This window comes from Pseudomonas sp. URIL14HWK12:I5 (genome assembly GCF_900176445.1).
In the GTDB taxonomy this organism is placed as follows: Bacteria; Pseudomonadota; Gammaproteobacteria; order Pseudomonadales; family Pseudomonadaceae; genus Aquipseudomonas; species Aquipseudomonas monteilii.
Map to the genome: position 1 here is coordinate 163,597 of NZ_FWXQ01000011.1, position 21,789 is coordinate 185,385.

A 21,789-nucleotide genomic window follows, 5' to 3' on the forward strand; every position below is an offset into this window, starting at 1 on the left:
GTGCAAGCCCGGGCGGCGTGGGTGTAAGGCGGGTCATCAAACGCAACAGCGCAGCTCAGATCACCGTGGCCAGCACAAACGATGTCACGGTGTTCTCGACCCCGGGCATGGCGGCGATTTCCTTCCACACATGGTGTACCCGCTCCGGGCTTGAGGCCTCGACGCGCAGCAGCAGGTCGAATTCACCGCTGAGCACTTCGCACTGGATCACCTCGGGGATTTGGCGCAGCGCATCAAGCACCGCGTCACCGCGCATGCGGTCATAGCGGTAGACGAATATCACCGCGTTGATCAGCGACGTCGGCCGTCGGCCCTCACCGATGCGCAAGGTATAGCCCTGGATGGCCCCGTCGCGCTCAAGTCGCTCGATGCGCTGGCGTACCGCATTGCGCGACAGGTTTACCTTCAGCCCCAATTCGGCATGGGCAATACGCGCATTGGCGGTGAGTTCGGCAAGAATGCGCTCGTCCAGGGGGTCGAGGATGCGCTTCATCGCCCGGCCTGCAAGCGTGCCAACAACGCATGAACCCCCGCCAGGTCCTCTGGTTTCAGCAGTGGCCCGGCGCCGGCAGTACCTTCGACGTCGGCCGGCACCTCACCGTGCCAGGCCCCCAGCTCCGCCAGCAGCCCGGCAGACTTTTCCGGGGCAAACTGCCCAAGCGTGACGATGGGCGCGCCGATGTTGCGCCGGTGTAAACGCCCGGCGAACACCCCTGTTGCGGCATGCGGGTCTACTGCGCTGCCGGTTTCGTGGAACAGCGTGATGATCTCCTCGCGAATCAACGCGTCGTCCACGGCGTAGGAGTCAAACAGCATGCGTGCATGCAACCACTGGCGGTTGCCGATGCTCAGCTCGCCACAGGCCTCGAAATGCTCCATCAGCGCGCGGGTCGCCCCGCCATCGCGGTCATACAGCTCCCAGACGAAGCGCTCCAGATTGGAGAACAGCGAGAAGTCCATGACCGGTGACAACGTTTGGTGGGTTGAACCACGGCTGTAGCGATTGCAGTGAATGAACCGGTGCAAGGCATCGTTGCAGTTGGTGGAGACGATGATCTGGTTGATGGGCAGGCCCATCTTCTGGGCAATGAACCCTGCGTAGATTTCGGCAAAGCTGGCCGTGGGGATGCTGAAGCCCACGGGGCGTGTCCCACCGCCCAGTTGCAGCGCCGCATGGAAATAGAACACGATCTGCGCCAGCACACCGACCCAGTTGGTCGAATTGAAACTCACCGGAATCAGCCCGGGGCATGGCCAGGCACGCAGCAGCGCCGACACCAGCGACTGACAGTCGTCAAAGCTGCCATCCACGGCCACGCAGCTGACGCTGTCGGACGCGGCACGGCGCATCACCGCTGCCCGGTCAGCGGGTGTGCCTGCATTGGGATACAGCGCCAGCAAGCCCGCTGCCGGGCAATGCTGCAGGGCTTCGATCGCCGCCACCGCCGTATCGCCGTTACTGGCGCCCACCAGCATGACCCGCTCGCAATCCGGCCCCAAAAAGTGCCGGATAAGCCGCGCCTGCAACTGTGCGGCAAAGTCCTTCGAGGAGCGGGTAGGCCCGTGAAACAGCTGCAGGATCCATTCGTTATGGCCCAACTGCTGCAACGGCGCGATGCCACGGTGTTTGAACCCACGATAGCTGTCGCTGACCAGCGCCCTGAGGGTCGGTTCGTCGAGGGTATCGCCCACAAACGGTGCCATCACCCGCCAGGCCAGTTCATCGAACGGCAACCACGACCAGCTGGCAATCTCCTGCGGGCTGAACACCGGCACCGAGGTGGGCACGTAAAGCCCGCCATCGTCGGCCAGGCCAGAAAGCAACGCCGTGCGGAAATCGACTCGTGTTTCGTTGCCGCGCGTGGATGTGTACTGCATCGGTGCTCCAGACAGGTACTTGAATTAACGGTGCGCCATGGCCACCAGCCAGTGGCTGAACGCCTGGGCATCCGGGGACAACGCCTCACCCAGGCCGCGTACCAGGTAAAACGATTCGCTCGCCTCGATGCGCGGGTTAAAGGGCGCGACCAGCCGCCCCTCCTGCAGCAAGTCCTCTACCAGCGATGAGCGCGCCAGCGCCACACCCAGCCCCAACTCAGCCATGCGCAAGGTCGACACCAGCGTGTCGAATTGCAGGCCGCTCGAAGAGTCGACCTGATCGGCCCCCACCCGCTCCAGCCAGTAGCCCCAGCCTTCCTCGTAACCCAGCACATGCAGCAACGGGGCACGGGCCAGGTCACGCGGCTCGCGCAGCGGGCAATCGGCGGCCAGCGCGGGTGCGCAGACCGGCACCAGCACGTCGCGGGTCAGGCGTTGCGCCTCCACACCGGCCCACTGCCCGCTGCCCCAGCGGATTTCCAGGTCGTCCTCGGCATCCAGCTCCTTGACCCACAGGTTGCTGATGTAGCGGATGTCCACCTGGGGGTGCGAACGCCGAAAATCGGCCAACCGGGGCGCCAGCCAGAAGTGCAGGAACGACAGGCTGCCGCGCACCTTCAAGGGCCGACGCTGGCGCTGCCCGAAGATTTCGTTGGTGCCTACCGCCAGCCGGCTGATCGCGTCCTGCACCACCGGCAGGTAGGACTGCCCTTCTTCGGTCAGCCCCAGCCCACGCGGCAGTCGCTTGAACAGCGCTACCCCCAACTGGCTCTCCAGGTGGCGAATCTGCTGGCTCACCGCCCCCTGGGTGAGGTGCAGCTCTTCTGCTGCATGGGTGAAGTTCAGGTAGCGCGCCGAAACTTCGAAGGCTCTGAGCCAGTTCAAGGGGGGCAGGGTTTTCTGGGTCATCGGCGATTTCTCGTGGCAACGTTCCGGTGGCCTAGTATCACCCTGCTCAGGCGGCCTCGGAACCGGGCGCCACGGTTTCCAGCGGCAACGGACGACGCTGGCGGAATTTGCAGGTCAGCCAGAACGCCAGGTAACACCAGGCGATAAAGGGCAAACCAAAGTACAGCGCCACACGCTGGGCCGGGTCGAAGGCGATACCCACACAGGCCAGCACACAGCAGAAGATGGCTGCCAGCGGCACGAACGGGTAACCACGCACGCGGCACTTGAGGTCTTCGAGCTTGCCGCCATTGGCGATGTAATGACGGCGGAACGCAATCTGGCTGGCGGCGATGCTGATCCACACCACAACCACCGCCAACCCGGAAATGGACACCAGCGCCAGGTAGATGGTATCGGGCGCAAACACGCTGCTCAGCAGTGAAGCCATACCGCCCGCCATGCTCAGCACGATGGCATTGAAGGGCGTGCCGCGACGGGACAGCGAGGCATACCGGCGTGGCATGTTGCCTTGGTCGCTGAGGGTCCAGAGCATGCGCGCGGCTGCGTACAACCCGGAGTTGGCCGCCGACAACAGCGCGGTGATGATGACGAAGTTCATGATGTCCGCCGCGTAGGGGATCCCTATCATTTCAAAGACCATCACGAACGGGCTTTCCACCACACCGGCCTGTTCGCGCGGCAACAAGGTGGCGAGCACGAAGATGGTGCCGACGAAGAACAACGCCAGGCGAAGCACGGTGGTACGGATGGCTTTGGGTACGTTCTTTTCAGGGTCTTGGGTTTCGCCGGCAGCAATGCCGATCAGCTCGGTGCCGGAGAAGGCGAAGGCCACTGCCAGCAAGGTCATGGCAATCGACCAGAACCCCGTGGGGAAGAGCCCTTCGCGGGTAAAATTACCCAGCCCGACACTCTGCGCGTGGGCAACCTCGAAGCCGCCCAGGATGGCGCCGCCACCCACCACCAGGAAAGCGATCACCGCCAGCACCTTGACCAACGACAACCAGAATTCGGTCTCGGCGAACGAACGTACCGAAATGATGTTGCTGATGAATACCGCAAGCCCGAACAGCGCACTCCATATCCATACCGGCGTGTCCGGGAACCAGCGCACCATGAGAATGCCGGCGGCGGTGAACTCCGAGCCAATGGCTACCGTCCAGGTCAGCCAGTACATCCAGGCCACCATGTAACCGGTGCCTGGGCCGATATAGCGGGTGGCGTAACTGCTGAACGAACCGACTTCCGGCATGTGTACCGCCAGCTCGCCCAGGCACATCATCACCAGGTAAACCATGATCGCGCCGAGCACATAGGCGATGACCGCGCCCAGCGGCCCCGCCTGATTGACGGTGTAGCCCGACGTCAGGAACAGGCCGGTACCGATGACACCGCCCAGCGCCAGCATGACGATATGGCGGGTTTGCATGTCCTGTTTGAAGCCATGCGCCGAAGCATTTCTCGTTGTCGTTGTTTGCAGGGACATTGTGGGTTTCTCATGAAAGTGGGCGGGCAAGGACGTTACGACGACCTCGTCTTGGCAGAGCGAAGCGAATGGCCTTGCATATTGTTTTTGTTCGACTTCATGAAGTGGCACTCACCGCGAGGGTGAGTGCTACGCGTCAGCCTCAGGCCTGCGCCTGGCCCAGGCCGGCATACGCGTCACCGTGCAACTCCTTTGCTGCGGCCAACTCCTGGCGCACCGATGCACAGGCCTGGGCAAGGTCTGCCAGCAGGTCTTCGGTGTCCTCGATACCCACCGAAACGCGCACCAGCCCTTCGGAAATACCCAGGGCCAGCCGCTCTTCGAGGGTGTTCTCCACATGGCTGGTGGTGCGGGCCGGGCCGTAGATGGTTTCTACCGCGCCAAGGTTGCCGGCACGGTGGGCATACTTGAGCCGTGGCAGCAAACGCGCAACGGTCGGCATACCGCCCTTGAGCACAAAGCTGACGATGGCGCCGAAGCCACGCATCTGCGCCTTGGCAATCGCATGGCCAGGGTGCTGGGGCAAACCGGGGTAGTTGACCGCCTCGACCAAGGGTTCGGTGCTCAGGTACTGCGCCAACACGAGCGCACTGGCCTGCTGCTGACGCAGGCGCAGAGCCAGGGTCTTGATGCCCCGGATGATCAGGTAGGCCGAAAACGGGTCCAGCGCCGCACCGTTGATCTCGCGGTAGTGGCGTACCTGCGCCATCAACGGCTCCGCACCGCAGACCACACCGCCCAGCACGTCACCGTGACCGGACAGGAACTTGGTGGCGCTGTGCACCACCACATCCACACCCAGGGCCAGCGGGTTCTGGTTCAGCGGGGTGGCGAAGGTATTGTCGGCCACCACCACAGCGCCCACCTGCCGAGCGGCAGCGCTCAAGCGCCGGATGTCCAGCACCTTCAAGGTGGGGTTGGTGGGGGTTTCGAGGTACAGCAGGTCGCAGCCCGCAGCGATTTCGCGTTCCAGCGCCTCGGTGTCCAGCGTGTCGCACAGGCACACCTGCACGCCCATGCGGGGCAGGAACTCTTCAAAAATCTTGTTGGTACCGCCGTAGCTGTCTCGGGTGGATACCACGCGTTTACCGCTGGAGAGGAAGGTATGCAGCACGGCACTGATGGCCGCCATGCCGCTACTGAACGCCACTGCCGACTCCGACTGCTCCAGTTCGCACAGCTTCGATTCCAGGGTAGCGACTGTAGGGTTGCTCATGCGGCTGTAGATGTAGCCCGGCAGTTTGCCTTGAGCCACGTCGTACCAGGCGTCGATGTCGTTGTAGCCGTAGGCGGCACTGACCACGATCGGGGTCTGAGTGGCATTGTACGGGTGCTGCACCTGCTCGCCGCCCCACACCACGCGCGTACCGACACCGGCCGCTGCATTACCCTCGATTTTTTCGTTGTTGTTCATATCCGGTTCCCGCACAGCTGAGTTGTGTACACCGATTCAGGATCGGCCTTCAGCGGACTATAGGGACATGGCGGGAGACTGAAAAACGATGGAATCCGGGTCTGAGTGGCGTTTTTTTTAATGGCAGGGGACCGGGCGCTCGCAGCAGCCGCCCAGCCACCTGCCAGGCTTTACGCCAAATTGCGTTTCAGCTCGGCGATATGCTCCGGGCCGATACCACAGCAGCCACCGATCATGCTGGCGCCCCGTTTACGCCAGTCATTGGCCCAGGCCAGATAGCCCGGCGGGTCAAGGTCTTCGCGCAGCTCATCCAGGCCGTCGTTGGCGGTGGCCTCCTTCGGCTGCGGCGGGAAGGCGTTGGCATAGGCGCCGATCGCGACGTCGGCGTTGCGTTGCTCGATCAACGCGTGCGCCACATCGACCGCAGCGCCAATGACCTCGGGCTGGCTGCAGTTGAACAGCACTGCGGCGGCGCCCAGATCGACCACGGCGGCAATGGCATCTGCCACCGGCTCACCGGAACGCAGACGCGGGACTTCATCAACCTCTTCGTCCTGCAGGGTGAACGACACCCAGAACGGCTTGCCGTCTGCCGGCAAGTGGGCGTGAATGGCCCGCACCTCGGCTACCGAACTCTGGGTTTCTGCCAGCCACAGGTCGACATGTGGCGCCAGGCCCTGCAGCAGCGGCGACAGCACTTCTGCCACGCGTTCGGGCTGGAACAGGTCTGGGCGATAGGAGCCGAAAAGCGGCGGCAGCGACCCCGCCACCCGGACCGGGTGCGGGCCGGCATCTGCCGCGTGGCGCGCGAGTTGGCCTGCGATATTGGCCAGTTGCCGCCCTTCTTTGGCAAAGCGCTCTTCGCCGATGTGGAACGGCACCACCGCATAGCTGTTGCTGGTGATGACTTGCGCACCGGCGGCGATGAACGCTGCGTGCACCCCCACCACTGCCTCGGGCGCTTCGCTCAGCGCCAGTGCCGACCATTCGGGCTGGCGAAACGGCGCCCCACTGCGCTGCAGCTCACGGCCCATGCCGCCGTCAAGAATCACCATCGCTCGCTGTTTCATATAACTACTCTGAAGGTTCTTATGAATTAAATTCATTAGTTCACGGAGGTTTATAACTATTAAATACCCTATCACTCCTTTGCCCAACATATCAGGTATGTACATGCGATTTTCTACCGTGCTCGGTGCAGGCCTCGTGCTGCTCGCCACTGCTTCCCAGGCCTTTGCCGGCGCCACGCTCGAGCGGGTTGAATCGCGCAAGGAGCTGGTCAACGTGCTGATGGAAAGCTACCCGCCGTTTTCCTTCCTCAACGACCAGAACCAGCTGGACGGTTTTGACGTGGACGTCGCCAAGGCCGTGGCAGACAAACTCGGCGTCAAGCTGCGCCTCGAAACCCCCTCCTGGGACGTGATCGCGGCGGGCCGCTGGAGCGGACGCTACGACATCTGCATCTGCTCGATGACCCCGAGCAAGGCACGCAGCGAAGTGTTCGACTTCCCGGTGGAGTACTACGCTTCCCCTGCGGTGATCGTGGTCAATGCCAAGGACGAACGTATCCACACCGCCAAGGACCTGGATGGCCGCAAGGTGGGCCTGACCAGCGCCTCGAGCTACGAAAGCTACCTGAACAAGAACCTGGTCATCGAAGGCGACGAAGACAAGAAAATCGAATACCCCTTCGACTTCGTGCAGATTGCGCCATACGACACCGACAACGTCGCCTTCCAGGACCTGGGCCTGGGCGCCGGTGTACGCCTGGACGCCATTCTCACCAACCTGGTGACCGCGCAACCGCGTCTGGACCAGGACAAACGCTTCAAGCTGGCCGGCGCCCCGCTGTATGAAGAGCCGAACTCGGTGGCCATCGAAAAGGGCGACGCGGAGTGGGATGCCAAAGTGCGCCAGGTGTTTGCCGAGCTGAAGGCTGATGGCACCCTGGCCAAGCTCTCGCAGAAATGGATTGGCGCCGATATCAGCAAATGAGCACCTTCCCCCCCTCCCCCAAGCCTGTGGTCAAGCCCACGGGCGCCGGCCTGTTCGGCTTTCGCACCCGGTTATTGCTGACCTGGCTGGCATTGTTCGGCCTGTTCGTTGCGTTTTTCCTCAGCTTCGATCTGAAGTTTTCGATCATTCTGGAGAAGTTTCCGAACCTTGCCGGCTTCCAGCTGGGGCCTAACGGCTTTCTGCAAGGCGCAGCGCTGACCCTGTTTCTGTGCCTGTGCTCGATGGTGGTATCGATGCTGCTCGGCTTTGCCGCTGCACTGGCGCGGTTGTCGAACAGCGCGGTGCTGGTGGGCATCGCCAGCTTCTACACCTCGTTCTTCCGCGGCACCCCACTGCTTATCCAGATTTTGCTGATCTACCTGGGGTTGCCCCAACTTGGCCTGGTACCCGGCGCCATCAGTGCCGGCATCATCGCGCTGTCGCTGAACTATGGCGCCTACCTGAGCGAGATCTTCCGCGCCGGCATCCTGGGCGTAGCGCGGGGCCAACGTGAAGCGGCACTGGCCCTGGGTATGCGCACACCACAGATCTTCTGGTACATCACCCTGCCCCAGGCCATGCGGGTGATCATTCCGCCTACGGCCAACCAGTTCATCTCGATGCTGAAGGATTCATCGCTGATTTCGGTCATGGGGGTGTGGGAAGTGATGTTCCTTGCGCAATCGTATGGGCGATCGAGCTATCGCTACCTGGAGATGCTGACGACGGCGGCGGTTATCTACTGGGTGCTGTCGATCCTGCTGGAGCTGGTGCAGGCGCGGCTGGAGCGGCATTTTGGCAAGGCCTATCAGCGGTAGCTGACAGGCCCAGCCGCGGGCTAGGCAGTCAGAACCTGGCCCGCAGGGCCAGGTTGAATCTTGTAGTCTTCGCCAACCTCGGTCTGGGTCATCTTGCTCTGACCGCTGTTTCCAATAAGCCTTATCGCCGACCAGTGCGCCGACGATAAGGCCAGCCTTTCATTCACAACGCCTTCATCTCAGCAATATCCCGCGCCACCTGATCGGCTGAATGGTCAAACATCGCCTGCTCCTGCGCATCCAGCGGCAACTCGATCACCCGCGTAAGCCCCGCGTCCGCCATTACACAGGGCACGCCCATGGCAATATCCTTGCGCCCGTATTCCCCTTCCAGAATGGCCACTGCCGGCAAAATGCGGTTTCGCCCATTGGCGATGGCATCCACCATCTGCGCAATGGCCACGCCTGGTGCATCACAGGCGCTGCCCATCTTCTTCAAGCCCAGAATCTCGCCGCCGCCCTTACGCGTGCGCTCCACAATTTGCTCGATCTGCTCATTGGACAGGAAGTGGGAAAGCGGCACCGAGCCGATCTGGCAGTAGCGCATCAGCGGCACCATGCTGTCGCCATGCCCGCCCAGCACCAACGCCGTGATGTCTCGCGCAGAGAACCCGGTTGCCTCGGCAATGAAGCACTTCATGCGCGCAGTATCCAGCACCCCCGCCTGCCCGAACACCTTGTCGCGCCCCAGGCCGCTGAGGCTCCAAGCACGGTAGGTGAGCACGTCGACCGGGTTGGACACCACCAGCACCGTTGCCGCCGGGGCATGGCGTTTGATGTCCGCCATGATGCCATCCAGTATCGGCAGGTTGATGCTCAGCACGTCCTGGCGCGACTGGCCGGGCTTGCGCGGCACGCCTGCGGTGATCACCACCAGCTCGGAGCCCACCAGCATTTCAGCCTTGGCCCCGCCGTACACACGGGTATCGGAGCCGGACTCCACAGCGGCCTGCCACACATCCAGCGCCTTGCCCTGCGCCAGCTCACCCTGCACGTCCATCAACACCAGCTCACGGCACAACTCATCCCGGGCGATGATCTGCGCCGCCGCCTCGCCGACCAGGCCGGCACCCACGATTGAAAGTTTGTTCACCAGACACCTCCCAGCGGCGCGCGCCACCAGGAACACGCCTGCGTATAGAGAGAAGTATTGCCCGCCGGGGCTAAAAGGCCACTCGAATGTGATACCTGACAACAGAGCGCCCCCTCCCCGCCCCCACAGGAATGGCTCTGTGCATTTCTCTAGAGACCACCACCTGCGCTTGACAGTGTCCGGTCACAACCGAAATACTTTGAAACGATTCATATAGATGACCAAATAACAAGGTGAATCGGTCCATGAATACCCCACCAAACAATGTTCATTTGCCGTGTGCGGAACCTCCATCCGCAGGCCTCAGTGCCATTCCTCTCGACGTCGAATCGTCCGCCTTCAAATCCTGAGTGCCGCCAGAGCGCCTGCCCAACCGAGATTCCTTGCATGACTCCTTTAGATATACAGCTGTTGCTGACTGCCTTGGTCAGTGTCCTGGTGCTGGTGGCACTCATTGTGTCGCGCCTGAAGATGCATCCCCTCCTGGCCTTGCTGGTGGTGTCCATCGGCGTGGGTTTCGCTACCCACATGGAGCCCGGCAGCATCGTCTCCCACCTGCTCACAGGCGCCGGAAAGACCCTGGGCGCAGTCGGGGTGGTGATCGCGCTTGGTGCCATGCTTGGCAAAATCCTGGCTGACGCGGGCGTCACCGAGCAGGTCGCGGATGTGATCCTCAAACGCACCCCGGACCGCATGATCCCGTGGGCCATGATGCTGGTTGCCTTTGTCATCGGCATCCCGATGTTTTTCGAAGTGGGCCTGGTGATCATGCTGCCGCTGATTTTCAGCGTGGCACGCAAGCTGGAAGGCCAGGCGCGCTTCAAAGGCTCGGCGTATGTGTACGTTGGTGTGCCGGTGATTTCGGCGCTGGCCGCCATGCACGGCATGGTACCCCCGCACCCAGGCCCCTTGACCGCCATTGCCGTGCTCAAGACCTCGGTGGGGCCGACCATGCTCTATGGCTTCCTGGCCGCTATCCCGGCAATGATTCTGGGCGGCCCGCTGTATGGCATGTTCATCTCGAAGCGTATGAGCACGCGGCCTGATCAGGCATTGCTGGACCAGTTCACCCTGACTGAAAAAGCCGACAACCAGCCCCGCCCCGGCGTATTCATCGGCATGCTGGCCGCGCTGCTGCCGGCAATCCTGATGCTGGTGCATGCCGTTGCCGAGATGCTGCTGCCCAAAGGCAACGCGCTGCTGGAAATGGCCAGCTTCCTGGGCAACCCGCTGATCGCCATGCTGCTGGGCGTGCTGTTCGCCGGCGCCAGCCTGGTATTGGCGCGCGGCGGAGACGCCGAACAGCTGCGTGATGCGTTGGGCAAAAGCCTCAAGCCTATCGCCTCCATCATCATGATCATTGCCGGCGGCGGCGCCTTTCAGGAGATGCTGACCAGCGCCAAGGTGGGTGATGCCATTGTGCACCTGACCCAGCAATCGGCGTTCCCGCCCTTGATCCTGGGGTGGTTGATCGCGATGTTGCTCTCGGTGTCTACCGGTTCCGCCACGGTGGGTATCGTCGGGGCTGCCGGCTTGCTGGCACCGCTTGCGGGGGCAGACCCTAGCCTCAACCTGCCGTTGCTGGCCTTGTCCATCGGCTGCGGGTCGCTGTTCTTCAACTATGCCAACCATGCAGGGTTCTGGATGGTGAAGGAATCGTTCGGCATGACCATGGGCGAAGCCACCAAGACCATTTCGGTGGTGCAGTCCATCGTGGCTTTGGTCGGGTTGGTGGTGGTGTTGGTGTTGAATGCGGCGATTACGGTGGGTTGAACCGAGTTCAAGAAGGGCTTGGCCACGGAGCCGACGGGGAGCGAGAACTTAAACACCTACTCCAGGTCTGATTCGCACTTTGCTCCCCCTCACGCCTCTGGAGGCGAATAAAAATGAGAAAAACCCTGGTTGCTGTCTTTGCGTGTGCATTGGCGCTCGGGATAACGGCCGTGATGCCTGCCGATCTCTCACCTATGGCCTCTGCCTATGCCAAAGGCGGTGGCGGTGGCGGTGGCGGTGGCGGTGGCGGTGGCGGTGGACACGGTGGCGGTCATGGCGGTGGGCATTCGGGCGGAAATAGCGGAAACGGCAAAGGCTCTAAGAGTGATCACGCTGGCAAGGCAACACGCGATCACGGTGTGAGCGGCAATCATTACGGTAGCTCGCGCAACAGCGACAACGGCCATGGAACCACCACCTCAGGTATCGCTCATTCCAAGGACACCCGCGGCCTGGCCAAATCCACAGCCATCTCTCGCACCACCCCTGGCGATCATAATGCCAAAGGTCTGAGCAACGCCGGCCGATCTTCATCAAAGAATGATCGATGACAATAGCCCAGCTTAGGCTGGGCTTTTTGCACCCGCGCTGCCACGACGCCAGCTGCGTTCAGACACGCGCGCCCCTGTAAGAGCTGGCCTGCCGGCGATGGGCGTAGCAGCCCCAAGAACCTTACACGCCAGGAATAAACCACCTGGCGTTCTTTAGCCGAGGGCCCGCCGCAATGCTGGTATCTGGCCCATCATTCATCAATGATCTGGCCTAACTCTCCAGCCCCTGGCCATTTCGTTCCATCACCTTGCCACACTGCTCACTGGCCAAACGGCTGATGATCCGAATCGCCTGATGGATACCGGCCGTGTTGCGGAAGCTCAGGCGCGGGTTGTGTTCGCACTCCAGCACTTCGTCGTGTTGGACCAAGGCCTCGCCGAGTAATTCGAGGGTCCAGGCGTAGCTTTGGATGGTGGATAGACGTTCTTGGTCAGTCATGATGGGCCTCCGACTGGGCGGAGACAAAGCGGGGTTGGCTGACGGTGAATTCACTGAAGGCAGTCGAGGAACAACGGAGGCGAACGAATACGAGGGTCTGTAACGGATTTACGGTGGTCATGCATGAGTTCCTTTCGTGATGGAACTGCCACCGCTCGCGGCCAAGCAAGTTAAGGTGGCAGCAGTACGCGGGTTGGCCGACCGGGACGAAAGGAGCCCGGCACACCCGAAGGTGTCCCGCGCACCACCGCCATAACACAACATCGCGGGCACAAAAAAAGCGCCTGCGATGAAGACTGGGCGCTGATGCGCCTTTCGATTCCGACCGGCCAAGGTCGCATCGCCGATGCTTCGACGACCAGAGGACTTTATTCCTGGGCGGCTGTTTTCGCAAGTTTCAGCGGGTAGGAAAAGGCCGCGCGCCTTGTAGGACGATGGCTTGCCTCAGATTGACAGTCACGCGGAATCAACGTTTCACAAAGCGGAAACGCTCGTCGCTTGGACTTCAACGTAGCTAGACTCACCACCACCCTGTGCCCCCGACAGCCACCCCCAAACGAAATGCAGCGTAGTGCGCCCTGATTCATCGACCCCTACCCTGCCACGAGACCAACCGGCGAGAGTTTCGCCATCGTTAGTGATGCAGTGGTAAAGCAGCTCGATGGTATCGGGGCCAGTTACTCGGCCCACTTGATGGCCGGTACGAATCCGGCCGCCTTGGTAGGTACTGGTGATAGCAAACTCTTCGACCAGATAATGGAAAACCGTGCCGGTGCCCGAGAGGCCCTGGGAGTTGTTGGCGACAGCAAAACGACGATTGTGCAGCCGGTCTTTGACTTGGGCGTAAGCGCTTTCCATAGCGGTGTATTCTCAATGTGGAATACTGAGACAAAAGCGCTTGCCATCGTGGTTGCAACGGCGGTGACATTAACCGATCAATTAGAGGAATATGGGGTGGGACTTTATTTGCACCCCTCATCAATCTCACTTTTCCTGACTGTTTTTCCGTGCCCGTGGCGATGCCGGCCTCGACACATCCTTCTTCGCTTTGGCTGCCGCAGGGCTTTTCCCGCGTTTCGGTCCGGCCACCACGTAAGAGTTGGCCAGGGGCGAAAGATTCGCCACCGGCCGCGCAACCACAGCGATTGGCCCACCCGCCTTCAACTGGCCAACAGTGTTGCCGGCGACCGTTGCAGTGGGATCATCTTTGGCAGTCATCACCATACCCATCCGAATGCCAAAGAGACGCAGCACGGCCTCTAAAGTACTGAGCTTCGGATTCGATTTCCCGCTCTCCAGTTCGTACAGGCTTTTCGTAGAGATCTTGCACATGGCAGCGAAGGTCTCTTGGTCAAGCCCAGTCACTTCGAGCCGCAGACGGCGGATGGATGTCCCAATTGGATCGAGCCCCGCCGCATTGCGCTTGACGATTTCCTCTACGAGCTGAGCGCGCTCTTCAGGCTGTAGTTTTTTCATCGCAGTCCCCACTCCACGAGTCGCTTGTCCAGGTTATTCACGGGTAGAGAGGCTGCATTGCGCATCGATTCAGGAACATCAATCAGCAGATCGGGCAACGCCCTGAATTCCTCAGCCGCATTCATCAACCGTTGCAGCAGAACATCGGGATCCGTGTAACCAATAAGCTCAGCGCAGTTGTCGCTCCAGTTAGAAGACCCCTTACGCTCCGCAGCCCACTTCGTCGTCCGCGTAATACCCTCTTCATCCAGGATCATTGGCGCGAGGTCATAGATTGGGGCCAAACGAAACCTCCCACCCACACGCATGATGGAGGTGTTGCGACCGTGGTTATCGGTGTTCCCTAGAATGCGGTTCAGCAGATCGCGCCTTACATACTCGAACACCAGGTCGTCTACCTCATCCTGCTGGCCGTTATCGACCCATAGACTTACCAGCCGGTGAACCACTTCGACGTGCGCCATCGGATGCGCGTAGCCGGTAATGCCGCAGATCGAGTACACCGACTCCAGCGGTATCCGCTCCACCACGCCATCTACTACCTGGCGATCAAACCGTGGCATCCAGAGGCTTGGCTTCACTGCCTCTTCAAGCGCCAGACCATCAGTGGGAACCGTATCAAGACCGAGGGCAGCAACCGCCTTGTAGTAATGAAACTCTGTTCGCAGGATGTCTTTGTCGCGCTCGCCGCCTCGATTACGCGCGAACTTGATCAGCCAGTGACGGCACGCCTGGTCATCGGGAAGCATCGCATCAGCGTACAGAGCACCGTCGTGTGCTTCGGTCATGACCAGTTTGGGGGCTTGACCGTTCGCACCGGTAGCGCCGCCCAATGCCGCGCCGGTTTCGTAGGCATATTCAAGAAACTCGTTCGTCCTGTTCACGACCTCAGCATGCGCGAAAGCCTCGCTCCGATCCGGTTGAAGGCCTTCCACCGACTCCTTGATGCGCAGATGCCCAACAGGGGCCGGCGTGAAGTGTTCTAGCAGGTACAGCTCCAGTTCCACGCCTTCGGGCTTGAGACGCCCGTAGCGGGATTCAAGAGAGTCCTTGGCAGCACCAGAGGGAATGATGTCGTAGAGGAATGCGGGATACCCTTTGACGTCATGGTGGTCCCAGTTCAACGGAAGGTTAACGCTTAGGGCCCGTTCGCAACGATCCTCCATGCGATCAAAGTTCGCGATGATGTAGTCGCTGTCGTATGCGACAAGACAACGTCCATCAGCCACACGCTCGGGGTTCTCAACCGTGAGCGTCGCTGCATCGCGCCATGCCCCCTCTGAGAAAGCTTGGATCGTGAGTCTGAGCGGCATCGCCACACCATTAATCAGCAGTTTAATGCTGATTATCATAGTGCACACGGCAGGAACCGGCAATATCTTGCTGATTAGAAACCTTGCACGCGAAAAACCGGCACCCCACTACCGATTATGTGTTCACCGCAATTTATCCTCACACAAACGCAACACCCTAAGTCGGCAGGGAGCTGTCGGATTCCGACGGAACGCCATAACGCCCCCCGCCAGAAGGCGGGTTTTACGGGGTTCCAGAGATTTTGGTAGCCTTCGCTGGAACCTGAACTGGTGCGGAGACAGGAATCGTATCAACACGAAAGACTATGAATTCAATCGGTATGATTCTTCAGGGTAAAACTCTTTATCTCTAAAATTACCCTCAGACTATTTCCAGATTGCGAACCGCTGTGAAAAGCCCTAACAAAAGGATGGAAGGCACTGGAGCATTCTGTCACTCATTCGCCAGAGCTTGCCTCAAGCGCTTCTCAAGGATGGCAGCTATCGATCCAAAGCGGCCCATCACATGAGGCAGAAAATTGCCAATGGCAAAATTTGCAGGGTATCTCTAACGGTGATGACACACTGCTTGCCTATAAGATGTTGATTGCCCACAAATAAAACTGCATCAATAAACACCCAAACCTTGTTTCCTATAAAATTCGTGAGACTTGAAAAAAAGATGAAAAAAAGCAATCATAGATGAATATCAAAGTGCCTGCATCGCTGATAGACAGACCGAGGTGCGCACTGCTAAATCAATATTACTAATGGAGGAAGCATGGATCTGGAAATTAATACGATGATGGTCTGCGTCCACACGACTGACAACTCAAAAGAAAACACCGACCCTATTCCAATCCCAGACATTAGATCCAACAAGCCTATCGGATTTCATGACCAAGAAGATAACAGCACCGCTTTTTTTCAAAAACTTGTAACAGCAAACTTTTACGGAAAGGAAATTTCTATTGCAATTCCAAACGAGATCTCACTCTCTCTAAGCATATCGAAGAAAGCCATGGTTGCTGCGAGCAAAAAAAGAGATGAGCTAAACAAATATTCCACTGAGCAACAAACGCTCTTTGAATCAGACGTAAAAAGTGCATACGACTTCCTTGAAGAAGTTCAAAAATCTGTTGTATTCGCATACAGAGCGGTAGAGTCTTTTTGCAATGCAAGTATTCCAGACGCGTACATTTATAAAAAAACCACAAACAAAGGAGTTGTTGAGCACTATGGCAAAGAGCAAATAGAACGATGGATTTCGACATCAGAAAAAGTGTCTTCAATACTACCGGAAATACTGGCCTGCGGCTCTCCTACAGAGCAAAAATTCTGGGGAGACTTTAAAAATCTCGAACGGATACGAAATGAGTTAATACACAGCAAGTCCAGCAATAGTGCGAGCATACTCGCTGAGTTATTTTCGGAAGTGGTGACTAGATACATAGCGTCAGGCACTGAGCTCTTGGAGTTCTTTATAAAACTTGACCCTTGCAACCCCATATTCCCACTTGGATTTGGCACATCTCAAATTAAGATCATCTCCGTTCCAAATGCTGAGGAATATTTACAAAAAATTTAGATACCAAAAATCCACCTTTGGCCATTGCGCGCATGAAGCGCGTCACAAATATTTCCAGCATCAATTGTATGGTATCTTGCCAACCAAACTAACTTATAAATTCTAAGGAAGAAATTATGGGCAACCTTATAGTTGACATTATGCCTCCTGCCTATTGGCAGGACTTCGAGCGCCTAACTTTAGATTTTGCCAAACACCGGTGGCAGGATGACTTTGCAGAGAGAAATGGGCGCCAGGGCCAAGAGCAAGCAGGAGTGGATGTTTACGGTTATAATTATAAGCAAAAAGAACATACCGGCATTCAGTGCAAAAAGCGTGTGTGGAAGACGAAGCCGGGATTCGACACTCCCTCAAACACATTAAGCACAGATGAAATTGATAAAGAGATAGAGTTAGCAAAAGGATTCGCCCCAGCATTAGAAAGATTCATTATCAGTACTACTGCACCGCGAGACTCCGAACTCCAAGAGCACGTCCGAAAAATCAATAAAAACAACAAGGACTTCTCTGTATCCTTAATGTTCTGGGAGGATTATGTTGACTTCCTAAATGACAACCCAGAGTTCATGTATAGATACTATGAGAATATACTAAAATACCGCAGCACTTATAAACATGAGGAACACTATTATCGACTTCTATCCATGGCTTTTGATCGCCCAGCCATTAGAACGCCATTTCACCTAGAGAATAGGGCCACTTATTTTATTGAGGCGTTATCTGCAACTCAAAATGCAATTACAACTGGATGCTTAAAAGATCGAGATGGCCGCGTTATTGATCAGGCAAGAGTCCCGAGCAAAAGACCAAAGGAACTTCACAGCGCTGCCAAAAAATTACAAAGCGCACGAGAAATCTCAACAAAAGCCTTATCTGAAGGGCGTATTATTGAACACTCTACAGTTATTGAGATCCCAGACCAAGAAATTGTTAAAAAACTTAACGATCTTCGGTTTGAGTCAGTTGCGTTACTGAATAAACTCCTAGAATCAAGGGGACTTCCAACAATCTCAATAGATACATAATTGACTGTTTTAGGTCGAGTTTTTATATTGAAATTTCAATGAAAAATGCTCTATTAAAAACAGCTATGCGCTGCCAGCATAGACTTTTGGTCGAAAGCGGAATTCCGTCCTGAAACTGAAGAACACTCCGATTGCCCTGGAGTATTGGCAAAGAAGAGGCCTACATGCAAAGGGCTTGGGCCCTTTTTAGTGCCTAATCGAGAAACGTCAAAGGCCATAGAGGGGCACAGAATAGCGCTCGGCTTGCGCCATTTATGCCCCATTGGGCCGCCAAGGATGTGTTGCGCAGCACCCAATCGCGATTGAAGTCATCAGTGATATCGACCACCCAGCCCGTATGCGCCTGCAAGCGCTCCTCCTTCTGGTTGGCAAGCTTTGTCAGGGTCTTGGTTCGGGCGATCCCGACACCGACGAGGATGTCAGCGCAACGCAGCACCTTGGCGCGCACATCCCGGCCAAACTGGGTCAGGCTCCCCCTGCACGCTCGCAAGATCAGTGAAGCATTCATCGTTCGGGTAGACCTCTGCCACCGCCACCATCGACTAAATCAGCGACATGACCCGTCCGCTCATATCGCCATTCATGTGGAGTAGAAATTCAACGCCTCTCCAAGACATTGTTTTGGTCCGAGACAGATCAGGCAGTGGATCCAGACAAGAGAAACAGGCTGGTGCGTGATCTCTACCTGGAGGTAGGATTCTGCCTCCTGCCCTAAACGCCGAGAAAAGGACTTCGCTTGAACCAGTGCCAATATGATTTCGCGCGTTCGTTGGGTGACAGCCACCTCCACTCCGGCGTGCTCCCGCCAGTAACTCAAACCTTTGAGCGCGGCGAGCTCCATGTCCACATGAACGGCGCTATTCCAGCAGCGACCATACGCGAGATCCTGAGCGACGAAGCAACGGAGCTGCCAACGGATTTCGTAATTGAGAAGGACCTAATTCGCAGCGAACCCTGCACATCCCTGGCTACCTACCTGAGACCTTGGCAGGTTCTGCGGCTGTTTCCGAAAAAGCGCGAGAACCTGGATAGAATCTCCCAGGCAGTTGTCGCGGGCCTGGCCGGAAACGGTGTACGTTTTGCCGAGTTACGCAGTAGCGTGTTGTACTTGGCAACCCTCCAACGATGCTCACTTACTCAGGCTTTGGAACACCTCATAGAATCGACCCGTCATGCCGCCGAGCAATTCGGTATGCGTAGAGGATTGATCATGACGGTAACTCGCGGCGACTACGCTGCGGTTGGACTTGCCGCCCTGCTTCAGGCGTACCGAGATCTGGGAGAGCCAGACGATGTGGTGGGGCTTGATCTTGCCGGCGATGAGGAGATTCCCTACCCCGCAGAGCTGCCCTCGTTGTTCCGTGAGGCTAAGGAGCGATTGGGGCTTGGCGTAACTATCCATGCGGGCGAAACCGGACGCGTGGATAACGTTAGAGCCGCCGTCGAACTGTTTGGTGCAGACCGCATTGGTCATGGCACAGCCGCTAGCCAAGACCCTGCCTTGCTTGAGTTGCTGGCTGCGCGCGACATCTGTATCGAGGTCTGCCCGATCAGCAACCGACTAACCGGAGCGGTCCCTGTGAACCAGGCCCATCCGTTGCAGGAGTTCCGACGGCGCGGAGTTCCATTTGTAATTTGTTCAGACAATCCAGCCATCCATCAACGTGGGCTGGCGGACGATTATGCAGCAGCCATGTCCGAAGGTCTCACTGCGGATGAGCTAGACCGACAGTATGCAACCGCCAAACGTTATTCCTTCCTAGAGGGCCTAAATTGAAAATTCGTTTTATGTCTGGCAATCATCACAAGATTGCCGAAGTCCAACGCATTCTCGGCCCTGTTGGGGTGGAAATCGTGCCAGTGTCGCGGAAGATCGAGGAGTTACAAATCGAAGATGTCGAGCGCTTAGTAAGAGATAAATTAATCAAAGCGTTTGAGAAGATCGGTCACCCACTTTTTATCGAGCATACCGGGCTGTACCTGAAAGGCCTAAATGGACTACCAGCAGGCCTAACTCAAATTTTTTGGGACCGGCTGGAAGCGGATCGGTTCGCTGCCCTCGTTGCGGGGCTTGGGGAGGCAGCAGTCACGGCGAAGACGGTGTTGGGATACTGTGATGGATGTGAAATACATTTGTTCGAAGGCGCCATCGATGGCACGGTCCCCCCTTTGCCGGCTGGCTCCAAAGATTTTCAGTGGGATTGTGTTTTCGTACCAGATGGCTACACCCAAACCTTTGCTGAAATGGGTGCCGCCAAGGACGAGATCTCTATGCGACGGAAAGCCTTGGACCAGTTCGCTGCTCACTTGAAAAGTGCAAGAGGTCTACGATGAACGCCGAATTACTGCAGGCCTACCGCACCAACAAATTGATGCTATTCGTCGGCGCCGGTGTCTCCGCCAACCTAAAGCTGCCTACCTGGGACGAGTTGATTGCGCACATCGCGAGAGAGTTAGGCTACGACCCCAAGATTTTCGCGACCTATGGCACGCCGCTTGCCTTGGCAGAGTACTACATAAAGAAAAAAGGCAGCTTGGGTGCGCTTCGCAGCTGGATGGATCGTGAATGGCACAAAACTACCACCGACGTTACTCAGTCCGACATTCACCGCCTGATAGCGGAGGGAAAATTTTCGCGGATTTACACCACAAACTATGACCGTTGGCTGGAGTTGGCCCATAAGGGCTTCGGCATTGCATATGATAGGATTGCGAATGTGGCAGACCTCGCCAATTCATCCGAGGATCGCCGTCAAATCATAAAGTTCCATGGTGACTTTGAGGACGACGCCACAATCGTCTTAGGCGAAACCAGTTACTTTCAACGGTTGAATTACGATTCCCCGCTCGACATTAAGCTTAGCCACGACATCCTCTGCAATTCGGTATTATTTATCGGATATAGCCTTAATGATATCAACATCCGTCTAATGTTCTCTAGGCTGAGTCAGATGTGGGGACGTTCTTCTCTTGCATCCACTCGCCCCAAGTCTTATTTCTTCACGAACCGCCCAAATCCAGTCGCTAAGGAAGTGCTTGGCCAATGGGGCATTGAGATGATCATTGCCGAGGAAGACGATCCGAAGCACGCGCTAACCATATTGCTTAAGCAACTGGTGACTGAGCCCGACACAACGCGGTAACCGATACCTTAACATCAATACAAGCTTTAGTAGTGCAAAAGAGTCATGGAGACAATATGAATAACGAACCTGAGAAAATCAAGCTCGAGCAAGCGGTTTTGGAAAGGGCTCACTCGCTACTGCTAAGGCTGTATGGCGCCTACTCAATTGATGAGAGCCAGAAGGATCGGCCAGATGCTGCAATCGATGTCGCTCGCCCTCACAAGCGATTTGGTCGCGATCGAAAGCCAATAAAAGTCGGAATAGAAATCACTACGATAGATCCAAAGGAGTACCTCGCCTACTTCAATAACAAGAAATTTGGCCAAGACCTAATGGACGCTCAGTTCGAAGCTTCTCTAAAGAATGGTATTGACCCAGAAAAAATAAACAAATATATTAAGATACCGATTCCCGACACCTTTATTTACGATGGCATAAAGAGCAAGGCTAGAGCGCACGAAACATACAAATCCAGCGGATCCTATGAGGAAATCATACTGCTTTGTTATACGGATATTTTGGAGCCCAACATAGCATTCTTAAAAAGAGGGCTACTTGAGTGGTCGAATTATCACGCAAGCCAAAATAATTTCCCGTTCGATAAAGTTCTATTTTTAGCGAAAGATAGCGACTCCGCAATTAAAATCTATGATCGAAGAACCCCTTTGCGCTTGCAGCCGCCCCCTTATGATTTTTCTGACCCATGGACTATGCCATCTGACATGCCGTTATTCCTAACAAATAGAACTTACAACCTCAATGAACTTTACTCCAGGCCACCACTTATCCAGCCAAAAGAAAAGAAAAAGAAAAAGAAAAAGAAAAACATTTGAGAGACGAAAACTACAACACCAATAAGTTTGACCGATTGCTGACCAGAAGCCTCTAACGCACGCATGTAAATTAACGACCGCCTTGGGTCAAAGG

The 21,789-nt window shown here is 57.1% G+C and carries 22 protein-coding genes; 10 read left to right on the plus strand and 12 right to left on the minus strand.

Annotated elements, in window-relative coordinates:
- Nucleotides 1-55 precede the first annotated feature (55 nt).
- From B9A31_RS23455 to B9A31_RS23480, 6 genes are all read right to left on the minus strand, one after another.
- Nucleotides 56-493 (minus strand): Lrp/AsnC family transcriptional regulator, encoded by a 438-nt coding sequence (locus B9A31_RS23455; protein ID WP_016713368.1) that lies wholly within the window; start codon nucleotides 491-493, stop codon nucleotides 56-58.
- Complete coding sequence (locus B9A31_RS23460; protein WP_027609770.1) at nucleotides 490-1,878, minus strand: threonine synthase; 1,389 nt, start codon at nucleotides 1,876-1,878, stop codon at nucleotides 490-492. The genes B9A31_RS23455 and B9A31_RS23460 overlap by 4 nt, the downstream gene beginning before the upstream one ends.
- Before the next feature lie 24 nt (nucleotides 1,879-1,902).
- A complete protein-coding gene (locus tag B9A31_RS23465; protein WP_028699914.1) occupies nucleotides 1,903-2,787 on the minus strand; it encodes a LysR substrate-binding domain-containing protein in 885 nt (294 codons plus the stop codon).
- 46 nt (nucleotides 2,788-2,833) lie between these two features.
- Complete coding sequence (locus tag B9A31_RS23470; protein ID WP_026020391.1) at nucleotides 2,834-4,273, minus strand: amino acid permease; 1,440 nt, start codon at nucleotides 4,271-4,273, stop codon at nucleotides 2,834-2,836.
- A 142-nt stretch (nucleotides 4,274-4,415) separates the two neighbouring features.
- Nucleotides 4,416-5,687, minus strand: coding sequence for a cystathionine gamma-synthase family protein (locus B9A31_RS23475; protein ID WP_016713372.1), 1,272 nt, complete (start codon nucleotides 5,685-5,687; stop codon nucleotides 4,416-4,418).
- Nucleotides 5,688-5,857: 170 nt separating this feature from the next.
- Nucleotides 5,858-6,742 carry a homocysteine S-methyltransferase family protein gene (locus B9A31_RS23480; RefSeq protein WP_178092350.1) on the minus strand — a complete coding sequence of 295 codons (885 nt, stop codon included), beginning with the start codon at nucleotides 6,740-6,742 and terminating at the stop codon, nucleotides 5,858-5,860.
- Nucleotides 6,743-6,860: 118 nt separating this feature from the next.
- On the opposite strand from B9A31_RS23480, the gene B9A31_RS23485 reads away from it, so the two are divergent.
- Nucleotides 6,861-7,682 carry an ABC transporter substrate-binding protein gene (locus tag B9A31_RS23485; RefSeq protein ID WP_019097802.1) on the plus strand — a complete coding sequence of 274 codons (822 nt, stop codon included), beginning with the start codon at nucleotides 6,861-6,863 and terminating at the stop codon, nucleotides 7,680-7,682.
- Nucleotides 7,679-8,500, plus strand: coding sequence for an amino acid ABC transporter permease (locus B9A31_RS23490; RefSeq protein WP_084297421.1), 822 nt, complete (start codon nucleotides 7,679-7,681; stop codon nucleotides 8,498-8,500). Before B9A31_RS23485 ends, B9A31_RS23490 begins: the two co-directional genes overlap by 4 nt.
- Before the next feature lie 163 nt (nucleotides 8,501-8,663).
- Here the strand turns inward: B9A31_RS23490 and B9A31_RS23495 are convergent, their stop codons facing one another.
- Complete coding sequence (locus B9A31_RS23495; protein ID WP_084297422.1) at nucleotides 8,664-9,593, minus strand: malate dehydrogenase; 930 nt, start codon at nucleotides 9,591-9,593, stop codon at nucleotides 8,664-8,666.
- A gap of 387 nt (nucleotides 9,594-9,980) precedes the next feature.
- Here B9A31_RS23495 and B9A31_RS23500 point away from each other — a divergent pair, with 387 nt between their 5' ends.
- Both B9A31_RS23500 and B9A31_RS27360 read left to right on the plus strand, forming a co-directional pair.
- Nucleotides 9,981-11,366, plus strand: a complete 1,386-nt coding sequence (locus tag B9A31_RS23500; RefSeq protein WP_084297423.1) for a GntP family permease — start codon at nucleotides 9,981-9,983, stop codon at nucleotides 11,364-11,366.
- 113 nt (nucleotides 11,367-11,479) lie between these two features.
- Nucleotides 11,480-11,917: a hypothetical protein gene (locus tag B9A31_RS27360; RefSeq protein WP_178092349.1), complete on the plus strand. Its 438-nt coding sequence runs from the start codon at nucleotides 11,480-11,482 to the stop codon at nucleotides 11,915-11,917.
- 211 nt (nucleotides 11,918-12,128) lie between these two features.
- Here B9A31_RS27360 and B9A31_RS23505 read toward each other — a convergent pair whose 3' ends face one another.
- The 4 genes from B9A31_RS23505 to B9A31_RS23520 all read right to left on the minus strand — a co-directional run bounded on the left by B9A31_RS23505 (nucleotide 12,129) and on the right by B9A31_RS23520 (nucleotide 15,184).
- Entirely contained in the window at nucleotides 12,129-12,356 is a 228-nt protein-coding gene (locus B9A31_RS23505) for a hypothetical protein (RefSeq protein WP_084297424.1), read from the minus strand.
- Between the two features lie 474 nt (nucleotides 12,357-12,830).
- Nucleotides 12,831-13,214, minus strand: coding sequence for a hypothetical protein (locus tag B9A31_RS23510; protein ID WP_019097795.1), 384 nt, complete (start codon nucleotides 13,212-13,214; stop codon nucleotides 12,831-12,833).
- 126 nt (nucleotides 13,215-13,340) lie between these two features.
- Nucleotides 13,341-13,832 carry a helix-turn-helix domain-containing protein gene (locus tag B9A31_RS23515; protein ID WP_084297425.1) on the minus strand — a complete coding sequence of 164 codons (492 nt, stop codon included), beginning with the start codon at nucleotides 13,830-13,832 and terminating at the stop codon, nucleotides 13,341-13,343.
- Nucleotides 13,829-15,184: a type II toxin-antitoxin system HipA family toxin gene (locus tag B9A31_RS23520; RefSeq protein WP_084297426.1), complete on the minus strand. Its 1,356-nt coding sequence runs from the start codon at nucleotides 15,182-15,184 to the stop codon at nucleotides 13,829-13,831. Before B9A31_RS23520 ends, B9A31_RS23515 begins: the two co-directional genes overlap by 4 nt.
- A 721-nt stretch (nucleotides 15,185-15,905) precedes the next feature.
- Between B9A31_RS23520 and B9A31_RS23525 the strand changes: the two genes are divergently transcribed.
- Nucleotides 15,906-16,712 carry a hypothetical protein gene (locus tag B9A31_RS23525; protein ID WP_084297427.1) on the plus strand — a complete coding sequence of 269 codons (807 nt, stop codon included), beginning with the start codon at nucleotides 15,906-15,908 and terminating at the stop codon, nucleotides 16,710-16,712.
- A 116-nt stretch (nucleotides 16,713-16,828) separates the two neighbouring features.
- Nucleotides 16,829-17,737 (plus strand): PDDEXK family nuclease, encoded by a 909-nt coding sequence (locus B9A31_RS27140; protein ID WP_143512089.1) that lies wholly within the window; start codon nucleotides 16,829-16,831, stop codon nucleotides 17,735-17,737.
- Nucleotides 17,738-17,930: 193 nt separating this feature from the next.
- Here B9A31_RS27140 and B9A31_RS23535 read toward each other — a convergent pair whose 3' ends face one another.
- A complete protein-coding gene (locus B9A31_RS23535) occupies nucleotides 17,931-18,245 on the minus strand; it encodes a DNA polymerase Y subunit UmuC family protein (RefSeq protein ID WP_084297429.1) in 315 nt (104 codons plus the stop codon).
- Nucleotides 18,246-18,473: 228 nt separating this feature from the next.
- Between B9A31_RS23535 and B9A31_RS23540 the strand changes: the two genes are divergently transcribed.
- From B9A31_RS23540 to B9A31_RS23555, 4 genes are read left to right on the plus strand one after another with little or no spacing between them, the layout of a single operon-like run.
- Nucleotides 18,474-19,514 carry an adenosine deaminase family protein gene (locus B9A31_RS23540; protein ID WP_256576289.1) on the plus strand — a complete coding sequence of 347 codons (1,041 nt, stop codon included), beginning with the start codon at nucleotides 18,474-18,476 and terminating at the stop codon, nucleotides 19,512-19,514.
- Entirely contained in the window at nucleotides 19,511-20,071 is a 561-nt protein-coding gene (locus B9A31_RS23545) for a non-canonical purine NTP pyrophosphatase (RefSeq protein ID WP_084297430.1), read from the plus strand. Before B9A31_RS23540 ends, B9A31_RS23545 begins: the two co-directional genes overlap by 4 nt.
- The gene (locus tag B9A31_RS23550; protein WP_084297431.1) at nucleotides 20,068-20,880 is read left to right on the plus strand and encodes an SIR2 family protein; all 813 of its coding nucleotides are present in this window, start codon (nucleotides 20,068-20,070) and stop codon (nucleotides 20,878-20,880) included. The genes B9A31_RS23545 and B9A31_RS23550 overlap by 4 nt, the downstream gene beginning before the upstream one ends.
- A 56-nt stretch (nucleotides 20,881-20,936) precedes the next feature.
- Nucleotides 20,937-21,695, plus strand: coding sequence for a hypothetical protein (locus tag B9A31_RS23555; protein ID WP_084297432.1), 759 nt, complete (start codon nucleotides 20,937-20,939; stop codon nucleotides 21,693-21,695).
- Nucleotides 21,696-21,789 lie beyond the last annotated feature (94 nt).